The 12,371-nt window shown below is 70.7% G+C and carries 12 protein-coding genes; 5 read left to right on the forward strand and 7 right to left on the reverse strand.

Annotation, left to right across the window (positions count from 1 at the left end; all coding sequences use genetic code 11):
- Positions 1-13 precede the first annotated feature (13 nt).
- Positions 14-829: a trans-aconitate 2-methyltransferase gene (locus ACFYPJ_RS26530; protein WP_389022314.1), complete on the reverse strand. Its 816-nt coding sequence runs from the start codon at positions 827-829 to the stop codon at positions 14-16.
- Between the two features lie 134 nt (positions 830-963).
- Between ACFYPJ_RS26530 and ACFYPJ_RS26535 the strand changes: the two genes are divergently transcribed.
- The gene (locus tag ACFYPJ_RS26535; RefSeq protein ID WP_389022005.1) at positions 964-1,461 is read left to right on the forward strand and encodes a MarR family winged helix-turn-helix transcriptional regulator; all 498 of its coding nucleotides are present in this window, start codon (positions 964-966) and stop codon (positions 1,459-1,461) included.
- Here the strand turns inward: ACFYPJ_RS26535 and ACFYPJ_RS26540 are convergent.
- Entirely contained in the window at positions 1,420-2,187 is a 768-nt protein-coding gene (locus ACFYPJ_RS26540) for a LuxR C-terminal-related transcriptional regulator (protein WP_389022008.1), read from the reverse strand. The genes ACFYPJ_RS26535 and ACFYPJ_RS26540 overlap by 42 nt on opposite strands.
- A 262-nt stretch (positions 2,188-2,449) precedes the next feature.
- Here ACFYPJ_RS26540 and ACFYPJ_RS26545 point away from each other — a divergent pair, with 262 nt between their 5' ends.
- Together ACFYPJ_RS26545 and ACFYPJ_RS26550 are read left to right on the forward strand one after the other, a co-directional pair.
- Positions 2,450-2,908, forward strand: a complete 459-nt coding sequence (locus tag ACFYPJ_RS26545) for a GNAT family N-acetyltransferase (RefSeq protein ID WP_389022011.1) — start codon at positions 2,450-2,452, stop codon at positions 2,906-2,908.
- 179 nt (positions 2,909-3,087) lie between these two features.
- The gene (locus ACFYPJ_RS26550; protein WP_389022013.1) at positions 3,088-3,771 is read left to right on the forward strand and encodes a maleylpyruvate isomerase N-terminal domain-containing protein; all 684 of its coding nucleotides are present in this window, start codon (positions 3,088-3,090) and stop codon (positions 3,769-3,771) included.
- 93 nt (positions 3,772-3,864) lie between these two features.
- Here the strand turns inward: ACFYPJ_RS26550 and galK are convergent, their stop codons facing one another.
- Genes galK through galT form a run of 3 tightly spaced genes read right to left on the reverse strand, consistent with a single transcriptional unit; the run spans position 3,865 to position 7,118 of the window.
- A complete protein-coding gene (gene galK / locus ACFYPJ_RS26555) occupies positions 3,865-5,040 on the reverse strand; it encodes a galactokinase (RefSeq protein ID WP_389022015.1) in 1,176 nt (391 codons plus the stop codon).
- On the reverse strand, positions 5,041-6,006 hold the full coding sequence (galE, locus tag ACFYPJ_RS26560; protein ID WP_389022017.1) for a UDP-glucose 4-epimerase GalE: 966 nt from the start codon (positions 6,004-6,006) through the stop codon (positions 5,041-5,043).
- Positions 6,003-7,118, reverse strand: a complete 1,116-nt coding sequence (gene galT / locus ACFYPJ_RS26565) for a galactose-1-phosphate uridylyltransferase (protein ID WP_389022019.1) — start codon at positions 7,116-7,118, stop codon at positions 6,003-6,005. Before galT ends, galE begins: the two co-directional genes overlap by 4 nt.
- Positions 7,119-7,296: 178 nt before the next feature.
- On the opposite strand from galT, the gene ACFYPJ_RS26570 reads away from it, so the two are divergent.
- Positions 7,297-8,988: a sodium:solute symporter family protein gene (locus ACFYPJ_RS26570; protein WP_389022022.1), complete on the forward strand. Its 1,692-nt coding sequence runs from the start codon at positions 7,297-7,299 to the stop codon at positions 8,986-8,988.
- A gap of 27 nt (positions 8,989-9,015) precedes the next feature.
- The gene (locus ACFYPJ_RS26575) at positions 9,016-9,384 is read left to right on the forward strand and encodes a hypothetical protein (RefSeq protein WP_389022025.1); all 369 of its coding nucleotides are present in this window, start codon (positions 9,016-9,018) and stop codon (positions 9,382-9,384) included.
- A gap of 134 nt (positions 9,385-9,518) precedes the next feature.
- On the opposite strand, the gene ACFYPJ_RS26580 is transcribed toward ACFYPJ_RS26575, so the two are convergent.
- Both ACFYPJ_RS26580 and ACFYPJ_RS26585 read right to left on the reverse strand, forming a co-directional pair.
- Positions 9,519-10,265 carry a LuxR C-terminal-related transcriptional regulator gene (locus tag ACFYPJ_RS26580; protein ID WP_389022028.1) on the reverse strand — a complete coding sequence of 249 codons (747 nt, stop codon included), beginning with the start codon at positions 10,263-10,265 and terminating at the stop codon, positions 9,519-9,521.
- Positions 10,266-10,473: 208 nt separating this feature from the next.
- On the reverse strand, positions 10,474-12,261 hold the full coding sequence (locus tag ACFYPJ_RS26585) for a PQQ-binding-like beta-propeller repeat protein (protein WP_389022031.1): 1,788 nt from the start codon (positions 12,259-12,261) through the stop codon (positions 10,474-10,476).
- Positions 12,262-12,371: the final 110 nt, after the last annotated feature.

The following is a 12,371-nucleotide window of genomic DNA, read 5'->3' on the forward strand; positions in this document are numbered from 1 at the left end:
GCGGCGATCACCCTCATGCCTCCTTCACGGCGACGGCGAACAGCCGCCGGAAGGGCAGGACGGTGCCGTACTCGGTGCTCGGGTACGCCTCGCGCAGCAGGCCGCGGTAGTCGGCGAGGAACGCGTCCCGGGCCTCGGGGTCGTCCGCGAGGGCGGTGAGGACGGGCCTGAGGCCGCTGCCCTTGACCCAGTCGAGGACGGGGTCCTCGCCGGTCAGGACGTGGTGGTACGTCGTCACCCAGACGTCGGGCGTGCAGCCGAGCCGGGCCAGGTGGTCCAGGTAGACGCCGGGGAGGTGGACGGAGTCCGTGCGGCGCAGGACGTGGGCGAGGCGGGCCCGCCAGCGGGGGCCGGCGGCGAGTTCGCGCATCAGGGCGTGCAGCGGCGCGTCGATGTTGTCCGGCACCTGGAAGGCGAGGGTGCCGCCGGGTGCGAGGGCGGCCAGCCAGTGCGGGAAGGCGTCCAGGTGGCCGGGGACCCACTGCAGGGTGGCGTTGGAGACGATCAGGTCGTACGTCTCGCCGGGCGTCCAGTCGGCGAGGTCGGCGGGGGCGAAGTCGAGGTGGCCGCCGCCGGGTGTGGGGCCGGCGTGGGCCCGGGCGTCGGCGAGCATCTGCGGGGAGTTGTCGTAGCCGGTGATGTGCGCGGTGGGCCAGCGGTCGGCGAGCAGCCGGGTGACGTTGCCGGGGCCGCAGCCGAGGTCGGCGATGCGGGGCGCCGGCGCGGGCGGGTCGGGGACGCGGGCGAGCAGGTCGGTGAAGGCACGGGTGCGGGGTCCGGCGTACCGGAGGTACTGGGCGGGGTCCCAGGTGGGGGAGGCGGCGGACATGGCGGGCTCCTCGGGGTCGTACACCGTTGTGATCGCCACTCTCCTCCCCGATATACCTTGACGTCAAGACACTTGAAATGAAGATACTCGATCTCAAGAGACTTAATGTCGACACAACCATTACACTGATCGCCATGGAGGACGAGGTCGATCGGCTGGTCGCGGCGTGGCGCCGGGAGCGCCCGGACCTCGACGTGGAACCCCTTGAGGTGCTCAGCCGGGTGAGCCGGCTGGCCCGGCACCTGGACCGGGCACGTCGGCTGGCCTTCGCCGAGCATCAGCTGGAGCCCTGGGAGTTCGACGTCCTGACCGCGCTCCGGCGGGCCGGCACGCCCTACCAGCTCTCCCCCGGGCAACTGCTGACCCAGACCCTGGTCACCTCGGGCACGATGACGAACCGCATCGACCGGCTGGCGAAGAAGGGCCTGGTCGAGCGGCTGCCCGACCCCAGCGACCGGCGCGGCGTGCTGGTCCGCCTCACGCCGAAGGGCCAGAACCGCGCGGACGAGGCGCTGGCGGGCCTGCTGGAGCAGGAACGGGCGATCCTCGCGGAGCTGTCCCGTACCGAGCGCACCGAACTGGCCGGGCTGCTACGCCAGCTGACCGCCCCGTTCGACAACATCCCTGGTTAGGTCGACCGGACCCACCCCGGCGCGGCGGGCCAGGGCCACGGCGGCGAGGGTGGAGTGGACGCCCAGCTTGCCGAGGACGTTCTGCATGTGGGTGCGCACGGTGTGCGGGGACAGGAACAGCCGCTCGGCGACCGCCTTGCGGCCGAGCCCGGCGACCATGCAGCGCAGCACCTCCCGCTCCCGCGGGGTGAGCGACTCGACCAGTTGCTCGCTCTCGCTACGGTGCTTGCGCGCGGCGGTCAGTTCGCGCAGCACGCCAGTGAGCAGCGCGGGCGGCAGATGCGTCTCGTCGCGCAGCACACCCCGGATGACGTTGAGCAGCCGGGACAGCGAGCAGTCCTTGGCGACCCAGCCGGACGCGCCGGCCTGCAGCGCGAGTGCGGCGCGGCGTGCCTCGTCCCGTTCGGCGAGGACGACGGTCCGCACCCCCGGGTACGCCGATCGGACCCCCGCGACCAGCGAGATCCCGTCCACCAGGCCCTCTTCGTTGCTCGCCTGCACCGGCACCGCGGCGCGTGCGCCGGGCAGCAGGCCGCCCAGATCGGCGTCGACGAGCAGCACGTCGAAGCGGCGGCCCTCACCGGCCGCCCGCTCCAGGCAGCGCAGCGCCGCCGGGCCGCTGCCGGCCGCGGAGACCTCCACGTCCGGTTCGGCGGCCAGAGCCGCGGCGAGCGACTCGGCGAAGATGCGGTGGTCGTCGACGACCAGGACTCGGATGCGAACCATGAAACCCCCTTCCCCATGCTCTCGACGAGCAGGGGATGCCCCCAAAGGTCCGAGGAACGACGACCTTGCGGGTACGACGCTGTGGCTGGCGGAATCGACCACACGGCCGCCGCCGTGCTGTCACTGCTACCCCCGCCGCGGGCGTCGTACCCGCCTGTCTCGCCCCCTGATCGGCACCGGCCCCCACCGGTGCTGCTCATCAGAGTACGGATGGGGGCCGGATGGGGAAGCCAATTCGCAGAACTCGGCGTCCGACGCGTTTATGGTGTGCCGCATGTTTCGTATTGAGGCAGAAGTCGACAAGGCCCGACGTGATCTGCTCCGGTCCCGGCTGCGGAACTCCAATACGACGGCGTCCCCTGCCCTGGCCGCCCTGAGCGGCACGCCCGGCGCACGCGAAGTCCCCCTGCATGTCTGGGCGTTGGACGCCTCGGGGGAGCTGGCCGGCGGGCTGGTCGGCCATACCTGGGCGGCCTGGCTGCACCTGACGTACCTCTGGGTCGACGCCCGGCACCGTCGCGCGGGCCTCGGCGCCCGTCTGCTCACGGAGGCCGAGCGGCTGGCCGGCGAGGACCGCGGCTGCTGGGCGGCACGGGTGGAGACCTGGGACTTCCAGGCGCCGGAGTTCTACCGGAAGCAGGGGTTCGAGGTGGTGTGCGTGATCCCGGACTATCCGCCGGGGGTCACGGAGTACACGCTGACGAAGGCGCTGGTCCCCTAGCTGAAGGCTGTCGGGCCTCTGGCCGAGGGCGGGACTCAGCAGTGAAAGGCCGCCCACGCGGGGCCTGGGCGGCCCGGTGCTCCCGAAGCCGCGGGAGCGCCGCAGCTTGAGACCGTGAGCCCGCCTGATGCGGTCGCTCTCCCGGGTGTACGGCAGCGGCCGCTGCTAGCTTGACCGGCGTGGATCACGGTCGTGTGCTGGAAGCGTTCTGCCTCGAAGCCGGGCGGCTCTCCCGTGTGGTCGCCGCTCTGTCCGAGTCCGAGTGGGATCGTCCGACGCGGTGTGAACCCTGGTCCGTGCGCGCGTTGCTGGGTCACGTCCGGGTGGTGATCGCGTGGCTGCCGCAGATGCTGGACGCCCCTGCTCCGGACGGGGCCGAGGTCACTGCGGTGGAGTACTACCGGCCCGACGACCGCTTCAGCCCGCAGACCGACGCTGCGCGTATCGGCCTGGCCCAGAACCACGCGGCCGGGCATGCCGACGGCGCCGCGCTCGCCGCGGACTTCGCCGCGATGTGGCAGCGGGTGGCTCAGAGGTGCCGGGACGAACCGGCGGGCCGCGTCGTGCGTACGCGTCACGGCGACGCGATGCTGCTCTCGGAGTTCCTGCTCACCAGGGTGGTGGAGGTCGCGGTGCACGGGCTGGACCTGGCGGACGCGCTGGGACGCGAACCGTGGCTGACACCGCAGGCCGGTGCGGCCGTGCTGGAACTGCTGCTCGGGCCCGGGCAGTTGGACACCGCGCGTGAACTCGGCTGGGACGGGCCGGCCTTCCTGCGCAAGGCCACGGGTCGCGCGACGCTCGACGCCGCGGAGACCGCCCAGGTCGAGCGGATCGGCATACGGTGGATCACGCTGGGCTGACAGGCGGCAGCGATCTCCGACGGCCGGCAGTCGGCCACACCGATCACAGCGGGGGCGGCGCCAGGCGTCCGTGCCCGGCGCCGCCGTCCGCGGTCAGCTCAGCCGGTGCGCCCCCGCCGCCGGTACCGCCTCGAAGGTGCGGGGGGCCGTGAAGCCCGCCGCGGCGAACGCGGCCTGGACCGCCTTGGTGATCGTCTCGACGTCGGACGCCTCGGCGAGGACGATCGCCGAGCCGCCGAAGCCGCCGCCGGTCATCCGCGCGCCCACCGCGCCCGCCTCCAGCGCCGTGTCGACCACCAGGTCGAGTTCGGGGCAGGAGATGCGGAAGTCGTCCCGCAGAGAGGCGTGACCCTCGGTCAGGACCGGGCCGATGGCGCGGGTGTCGCCGGACTCCAGCAGGGACACGACCCGCTCCACCCGCTGGTCCTCGGTGACGATGTGGCGCACCAGGCGGCGCACCTCCTCTTCGTCGCCGAGCCGAGCGAGCGCGGCGTCGAGACCGTCGTAGGGCACGTCCCGCAGGGCGTCCACGCCCAGCAGGGCCGCGCCCTTCTCGCAGCCGGCCCGCCGCTTGCCGTACTCGCCGTCGCTGTGGGCGTGCTTGACCTGGGTGTCGACGACCAGCAGGCGCATGCCCTCGGCGGCCAGGTCGAAGGGGATCTGCCGCTGGGAGAGGTCGCGGGTGTCGAGGAACAGGGCGTGGCCCGCCTCGCAGCACGCGGACGCGGTCTGGTCCATGATGCCGGTGGGCGCACCGACGTAGACGTTCTCGGTGCGCTGGCACAGGCGGGCCAACTGCCAGCGTTGCAGGCCGAGTTCGTACAGGTCGTTCAGGGCCAGCGCGACCACGACCTCCAGCGCCGCCGACGACGACAGGCCCGCGCCGGTGGGGACCGTCGAGGACAGGTGGATGTCGGCGCCGGTCACCGCGTGGCCCGCCTCGCACAGCGCCCAGACCACGCCGGCCGGGTACGCCGTCCAGTTCCGGTCGGACTGCGGGGCCAGCGCGTCGAGCCTCAGTTCCACGGCCGGGCCGGTGCCGCCGTCGATGTCCGCCGAGTGCAGCCGCAGCACGCCGTCCGTGCGGCGGGTCACGGCGGCCGTCGTCACATGCGGCAGCGCGAACGGCATGACGAAGCCGTCGTTGTAGTCGGTGTGCTCGCCGATCAGGTTGACCCGGCCCGGCGCCGACCAGACGCCCTCGGGTTCGGCTCCGTACAGCCGGACGAAGTCCTCGCGGACCTGCTGTGTTGCCACTGCTGACGCCATCTACTGCCCCTTGGAGATGTGCTGTGCGAACGTCCAGGCGTCCGCGATGATGCCCGCGAGGTCCGCGCGGGACGGCTGCCAGCCGAGCTTTTCGCGGGCCGTGGCCGCCGAGGCCACCAGGACCGCGGGGTCGCCGCCGCGGCGGGGGGCGACGACCTCCGGGACGGGGTGGCCGGTGACCCGGCGGACGGTCTCGATGACCTCGCGGACCGAGAAGCCGTTGCCGTTGCCGAGGTTGCAGATCAGGTGCTCGCCGGGGGCGGCGGACCGCAGCGCCAGCAGATGGGCCTCGGCCAGGTCGGCGACGTGGATGTAGTCACGGACGCAGGTGCCGTCGGGGGTCGGGTAGTCGTCGCCGTAGACGGAGATGGCCTCGCGCCGGCCCTGGGCGACCTGGAGCACGAGCGGGATCAGGTGCGACTCGGGGTCGTGGCGCTCGCCGTACGCGCCGTACGCGCCGGCCACGTTGAAGTAGCGCAGGGAGACGGCGGCGAGGCCGTGCGCCGTCGCCTCGCTCGTGATCATGTGGTCGACGGCGAGCTTGGTGGCGCCGTAGGGGTTGGTGGGCCGGGTGGGGGCGCTCTCCACGATCGGGACCTGCTCGGGCTCGCCGTAGGTCGCCGCCGTGGAGGAGAAGACCAGCCGGCGCACGCCCGCGTCGCGCATGGCGCCGAGCAGCGCCATGGTGCCGCCGACGTTGTTCTCCCAGTACTTCTCCGGCTTCGTGACCGACTCGCCGACCTGGGAGGAGGCGGCGAAGTGCAGCACGGCGTCGTAGGAGGAGTCGAGCCACTTGGCGGCGTCGCGGATGTCGCCCTCGACGAAGGCCGCGTCGGCGGGGACGCCCGCACGGAAACCGGTGGAGAGGTTGTCGAGGACGGTCACCTCGTGACCGGCCTCCAGCAGGTGCTGGGCCACCACGCTGCCGACATAGCCCGCACCGCCGGTGACCAGATACTTGCTCATTGACTCGTTACCTCTCGCAGTCGCTCGGCCGCGCGCTCCGGCGGCACGTCGTTGATGAACACGCTCATGCCCGACTCGGAACCCGCGAGGAACTTCAGCTTGCCCGAAGTCCGGCGAATGGTGAAAAGCTCCAGGTGAAGCGCGAAGTCGTCGCGCGTCACACCGTCGAACTCGTCCAGCGCGCCGAACGGGGCCTGGTGCCAGGCCGCGATGTAGGGCGTGGAGGGCTGACCCGTGCGGTTCCCGCCCGCGGCGTTGTCGGCCACGGTCCGCTCCCCTTCCGTCCGCTCGTCGAAGATCCGGTCGAAGCGCCGCAGGAGTTCCAGGTAGACCTTGGGGAATTCTGAGCGCGCGGCCTCGTCGAGACCCAGCAGATCGGGCACCCGGCGCTTCGGGTACAGGTGGACCTCGTAGGGCCAGTGCGCAGCGTACGGCACGAAGGCCACCCAGTGTTCCGCTTCCAGGACGACCCGTTCGCCGGCCGTCTCGCGCTCCAGGACGGCGTCGAAGAGGTTCTCGCCGCCGGTCGCCTCCTTGTGGGTGGCCAGTGAGCGCAGCATCAGCGCGGTGCGCGGGGTGGTGAAGGGGTAGGCGTAGATCTGGCCGTGCGGGTGACCGAGCGTCACGCCGATCTCCGCGCCGCGGTTCTCGAAGCAGAACACCTGGTGCACGGCGGGCAGATGGGACAGTTCCGAGGTCCGGTCGGTCCACGCGTCCAGTACCAGCCGGGCCTGCTCCTCGTTCAGGTCCGCGAAGGAGGAGTCGTGGTCCGAGGTGAAGCAGACCACCTCGCACCGGCCCGAGTCGCCGGCCAGCGAGGGGAAGCGGTTCTCGAAGACGACGACGTCGTACGACGAGTCCGGGATCTCGCTGAGCCGGCCCTCGCGGGTGGGGCACAGCGGGCACTGGTCGGCCGGCGGGTGGTAGGTGCGGCCCTGCCGGTGCGAGGCGATGGCGACGGCGTCGCCGAGCAGGGGGTCGCGGCGGATCTCGGAGGTCGTCGCGGTCGCGTCGAGCGGTCGGTGGTCCACCGCGTCGCGCACCGTGTCGTCCCGCAGGTCGTAGTAGATCAGCTCACGACCGTCGGCCAGCCGGGTCGAGGTCTTCTTCACGCCGGACTCCTCATATGTCCGCACCCAATCATTCAACACAATCAAACATAACGGATCAGAATCCACACCCCCTCGCACGATCACAATCAAACAAAGAACACCATGGAAACTCTCCAACACCTGAACGCCGAGGCATAGCTTTCGCTACGTATCAGTTCGCGCAACGAAGCGAGTACTCATGCAAACCCCCACACAAACCCCCACATATCTGGCAGCGGAGCTACGGCTTCCCACCAACTGGCTCGACTACACGATCCTGGCGATCTACTTCGTCGTCGTGCTGGGCATCGGCTTGGCCGCCCGCCGGTCGGTCAGGACCAGCCTCGACTTCTTCCTCTCCGGGCGCTCGCTGCCCGCCTGGATCACCGGCCTCGCCTTCATCTCCGCCAACCTCGCCGCCACCGAGATCCTCGGCATGGCCGCCAACAGCGCCCAGTACGGCGCGTACACCGTCCACTGGTACTGGATCGGCGCCATCCCGGCCATGGTCTTCCTCGGCCTGGTGATGATGCCGTTCTACTACGGCAGCAAGGTCCGCTCGGTCCCCGAGTTCCTGCTGCTGCGCTTCGACCGGTCCGCCCACCTGCTTAGTTCGATCCTGTTCGCGTTCGCCGCCATTCTGATCGCCGGTGTGAACCTCTACGCCCTCGCGATCGTCGTCGAGGCCCTCCTCGGCTGGCCGCAGTGGGTGGCGATCGTGGTCGCCGGCCTCTTCGTGCTCGCCTACATCACCCTCGGCGGGCTGTCCTCCGCGATCTACAACGAGGTGCTGCAGTTCTTCGTGATCCTGGCCGCCCTCATCCCGATCACCATCCTCGGCCTGAAGAAGGTCGGCGGCTGGGGCGGGCTGACCGACAAGCTCACCGCGGCCCACGGGGACAACTTCACCACCGCCTGGGGCGGCACCGGCATCGGGCACGTCAATCCGCTCGGCGCCAACTGGCTGACCATCGTCCTCGGCCTAGGCTTCGTCCTGTCCTTCGGCTACTGGACGACCAACTTCGCCGAGGTGCAGCGCGCCCTGTCCGCGAAGAACCTCTCGGCCGCCCAGCGCACCCCGCTGATCGCCGCGTACCCGAAGATCTTCATCGTCTTCCTGGTGATGATCCCGGGCCTGGTGGCCGCCGCGCTGGTGCCGAACATCGGCACCTCGTCCTCCGGGCTCCAGTACAACGACGCCATCCCCTACCTCATGCAGGAACTGCTGCCCAACGGCGTGCTCGGCATCGCGGTCACCGGTCTGCTGGCCGCGTTCATGGCCGGTATGGCGGCCAACGTGTCCTCGTTCAACACGGTGTTCACGAACGACATCTGGGCCAAGTACGTGGTCAGGGGCCGCGAGGACGCGTACTACGTCCGCTTCGGCCGGCTGATCACCGCGATCGGTGTGTTCGCCTCGATCGGCACGGCGTTCCTGGCGTCCTCGTTCTCGAACATCATGAGCTATCTCCAGACGCTGTTCTCCTTCTTCAACGTGCCGATGTTCGTGGTCTTCATCGTGGGCATGTTCTGGAAGCGCGCCTCCGCGAAGTCCGGCTTCTGGGGTCTGCTCGCCGGGACCGTGACCGCGATGGTCAACTACTTCGTGCTGTACAAGAAGGACATCATCAGCATCCCCTCCGACCAGGGCGCCAACTTCGTCTCCGCCATCGCGGGCTTCGTCGCCGGTGCCGTCGTCATGGTCGCGGTGTCGCTGTTCACCAACCCGAAGCCGGCCGAGGATCTGCAGGGGCTGGTCTACGGCACGAGGTCCCCGGGGATGACCGAGGCCCCCGCGGCCGGCGACGACGCCTGGTACCGCAGGCCCGCCCTGCTGGGCTGGGGCGCCGTGGTACTGGCCGCGGCCTGCTACATCCCGTTCTCGTTCTGACGGCCACCGAAGGGAGTCCGAGCAACCATGACCGAGCAACCCGAACACCCCGAGCACTCCGGGCACTCCGAGCACTCCGGGCCGTCCGGATTTTCCGAGCGGGACGTCCAGCGGGAAGTCAGCGAGCTGGAACAGCGGTCGACGACCGCCGCCCGCATCTTCGACCTGCGGCGCATCATCGGCGGCCTGTTCGTCCTGTACGGCGTCATCGTCACGATCGTCGGCATCACCGACTCGCAGTCCGCCATCGACAAGGCGCAGGGCGTCAACATCAACCTGTGGACCGGCCTCGGCATGCTGCTCCTCGGCCTGTTCTTCCTGGCCTGGCTGAAGCTCCGCCCGACCCCGCCGCCGGTCCCCGCGCAGCCGGAGCAGGACGCAGCCGGACCTGAGTGACGACGCTCCCGGCGGAGGTGACGCACCCCGTCGGGCGCGTGGTCACAGGGGAAGCAGAAAGAAGCAGAAGCAGAAGCCGAGAGAAGAAGCAGAGAGAAGAAGCAGGGAGAAGCAGAGGAAAGGGGCCGGAGTCGCTAGGGCTCCGGCGGTGGCTCCGGCCCCTGCCCCGCGTGCGGGGCGTGTGGTGCCTGCGGGGCGTGCGGCGTGCCGTCGGGCAGTGCACCGGCCCGGTCCAGCAGGCCGGTGCGGGCGGCCAGGGCCGCCGCCTCCAGGCGGGAGCCCACGCCCAGTTTCATGAGTACCCGCTGGACGTGCGTCCGGGCGGTCGACGGGGCGATGCCCATCCCCGCGGCGATCAACCGGGTGTCCTCGCCGTCCGCGACCCGGACCAGGACCTCCACCTCGCGCGGGGTGAGCATCTGCAACAGCCGCTGGCCCTCGTCGTCGGGCTGGGCGGCGGGATTCAGCAGCTCACCGAAGGCGCCCTGGAGCAGTTGCGGAGCGACGGCCGCCTCCCCGGTCCGGGCCTTCATGATGGCCCGCTCGACCCCCTCGATCCGCTCGTCGTGCCGCACGTAACCGGACGCACCGGACGCGAACGCCGCAGCGATCCCGCGCGGGGACGGCACCGGCCCGAGGACCACCACCGCGACCTGGGGGCGCTCCCGCTTGATCTTCACCACCGGGTCGAAGGTCCCCGGCTCGGCCGGTGCCGCGGTGCCTAACAGGCACACCTCGGGCGCGCGGCTGATCACCAGATCAGCCGCGCCCACGGACGGCGCCGCCGCGGCGAGCACCCGGTGCCCGCGCAGCTTCAGTGCCGAGGCCAGCGCCTCCGCGAGCAGTCGATGGTCGTCGACGACGATGAGCCGCACTCCCATGGAGCAACCCCCCCAGTCCCCCCTACGGAGCCCCCACTATGGATGCCCACCGGTCCGCATGGACAGAGGACCCCCCGGCACCTCGTCCTTCATGCCCCCGGAAGCTACACGCTTGTTCGACGTTCCGCTGCCCCTACAGATGAGAAGTGCCCCGGATCGGAGGAATCTCTTGCTTTTCTGGCATTCGCGGGTGACGAGCGGGCCCCGTTCAGCCGCCGGCTCCCGCGCCGAACGCGACCACCAGGTACTCCTTGCCGTACGCGATCGACGCCTTGTGGGCATACGCCGACGACAGGTACAGGCGGCCCTGCCCGTAGCGGAACTCCGCGTACTCCGGTGACAGCCGGGTCTCCACGTCGCGCACGGCCCGGAGGGCCGGGTTCTCCAGCAGTACGGTCTCCTTGAAGGAGTTGCCGTCGATGCTGACGATCTGGCCGCCCTTGTCGTACGGCGGGCGCTTGTACGCGAGCAGGTTGCCGCCGTCCATGCGCAGCGGGCTGATCGTGTAGCCGTCGCCGGCGTCCGCGCGCTGGCCGGTCTGTTCGCCGGTGGCCAGGTCGAAGGCGACGATCTCGTTGGTTCTGTTGCGCGGACCGCCGCCGTCGTGCTGCTCGGTCGGCACGTACAGCCGGTCGCCGCCGACGACGATCTGCCGGCAGTACTCGATCCGGGCGGCGCCGTCGCAGCGGCCGGCGTACGAGTCGCCCGGCGCCGAGATCCTGGCGCGCAGCTTGCCGGTCCGGCCGTCGATGGAGAAGTAGTCGGAGACGCCGCTGCCGTCGCCCGCGGTGCCGCCGACGTCGGCGGCCACCACCAGCGGGTCGGCCGAGACGATCGACGCGTACTCGATGCCCGCGGTCATCTGGTACTCGGAGACCACCTTCCCGGACGTCGGTTCGAGGGTCTGGATGTGCAGCCGGCGGTTGCCGTAGCTGCCGCACTTGCGGACCGAGACCAGTCTGTCGCCGCCACCGTATCCGGCGTCGAAGCAGGTGTCGGACGGCTTCGGCTGCCAGAGCAGATTTCCGGAGGGCAGGTCGAAGGCGGCGCCGCCGCTGGTACTGCCCACGGCGACCGTGTTCCGGGCGATGGTGACGTTATCGAAGCTGACCAGCTTGTCACCGGACTTGACCGACTTCGTCCAGAGCTTGGTTCCCGCGTCGAGGTCGATCACGGCGACCTGGCTGCACCCCTCGGAGGAGTACTTCGCCGGCATCCCCGGCTGGAAGACGACCGCGGTCCTGTCGTCCGAGGTGACGTGGTCGGTGACCGAGCACACCGGGCCGGGCAGCTTGATCGTCCACAGCTCGGAGCCCTGGACGGGGTCGTAGCCGATGATCTCGGCGATGCCGCTCTTGGCGTACACCTTGTCGGTGAGCCAGGAACCCGCGGTGACGACCGTGTCGTCGGCCTTGGGCAGCGGGACCTTGAAGAGGACCTTGGAGGCGGTGTCGGCGGGCACCTTCTCCTTGCCGCCGGTGGCGCCGCCGTCCTGGGCGCTGCTGCCGCCGGTGCCGCTGCTGGAGCCGGCCGTGTCGTCCTGCTTTCCGGCGCCGTCACCGGACGACTTCGAGTACAGCACGCCACCGCCGACGATCAGCGCGATGGCCACGACCGCCGACACGATGATGACCAGCGGTGCCTTGGACTTCCGCGGGCCGCCGGGCGGTCCGGGCTGCGGCTGCGGCTGCGTGGGCATGGCCGACCCGCCCGGATAGCCGTAACCGGGTTGCTGGGCATACGGGTTCGGCTGCGCGTACGGGTTGGGCTGCCGGCCGGGGTGGCCAGGGCCGGGCGACTGGGCCGGGTAGCCGTAGCCGGGCTGCGTCGGTATCTGATGTGGCGTCTGGGGAGGTGTCTGGGGTGGGCCCGGTGGTGCGGACGGTGGGGGTCCCGGTGGTGCGGACGGTGGCCGCGGGGGTGCCGCGGGCTGCTGGGGCGGGCCGAAACCGCCCTGCTGCGGCGGCTGGTTGGGGGGTGGCGGCGGCTGGGTCATGACGGGTGCACCTCGAAGGAGCGCTCGAATACGGCGGGAAGGACGACGATGACGGCGGAGACGGCCGACACGACGGAGACGGAGACGGAGACGGAGAAAGCGGAAGCGGA

The organism is Streptomyces sp. NPDC006012, from assembly GCF_042871185.1.
Taxonomy (GTDB): Bacteria; Actinomycetota; Actinomycetes; order Streptomycetales; family Streptomycetaceae; genus Streptomyces.

Excerpts from the sequence above, each read along its gene's own strand:
- ACFYPJ_RS26530 (WP_389022314.1), bottom strand. The coding sequence starts at position 829 with ATGTCCGCCGCCTCCCCCACCTGGGACCCCGCCCAGTACCTCCGGTAC.
- ACFYPJ_RS26535 (WP_389022005.1), top strand. The coding sequence starts at position 964 with ATGGAGGACGAGGTCGATCGGCTGGTCGCGGCGTGGCGCCGGGAGCGC.
- ACFYPJ_RS26540 (WP_389022008.1), bottom strand. The coding sequence starts at position 2,187 with ATGGTTCGCATCCGAGTCCTGGTCGTCGACGACCACCGCATCTTCGCC.
- ACFYPJ_RS26545 (WP_389022011.1), top strand. The coding sequence starts at position 2,450 with ATGGTGTGCCGCATGTTTCGTATTGAGGCAGAAGTCGACAAGGCCCGA.
- galK (WP_389022015.1), bottom strand. The coding sequence starts at position 5,040 with ATGGCGTCAGCAGTGGCAACACAGCAGGTCCGCGAGGACTTCGTCCGG.
- galE (WP_389022017.1), bottom strand. The coding sequence starts at position 6,006 with ATGAGCAAGTATCTGGTCACCGGCGGTGCGGGCTATGTCGGCAGCGTG.
- ACFYPJ_RS26570 (WP_389022022.1), top strand. The coding sequence starts at position 7,297 with ATGCAAACCCCCACACAAACCCCCACATATCTGGCAGCGGAGCTACGG.
- ACFYPJ_RS26575 (WP_389022025.1), top strand. The coding sequence starts at position 9,016 with ATGACCGAGCAACCCGAACACCCCGAGCACTCCGGGCACTCCGAGCAC.
- ACFYPJ_RS26580 (WP_389022028.1), bottom strand. The coding sequence starts at position 10,265 with ATGGGAGTGCGGCTCATCGTCGTCGACGACCATCGACTGCTCGCGGAG.
- ACFYPJ_RS26585 (WP_389022031.1), bottom strand. The coding sequence starts at position 12,261 with ATGACCCAGCCGCCGCCACCCCCCAACCAGCCGCCGCAGCAGGGCGGT.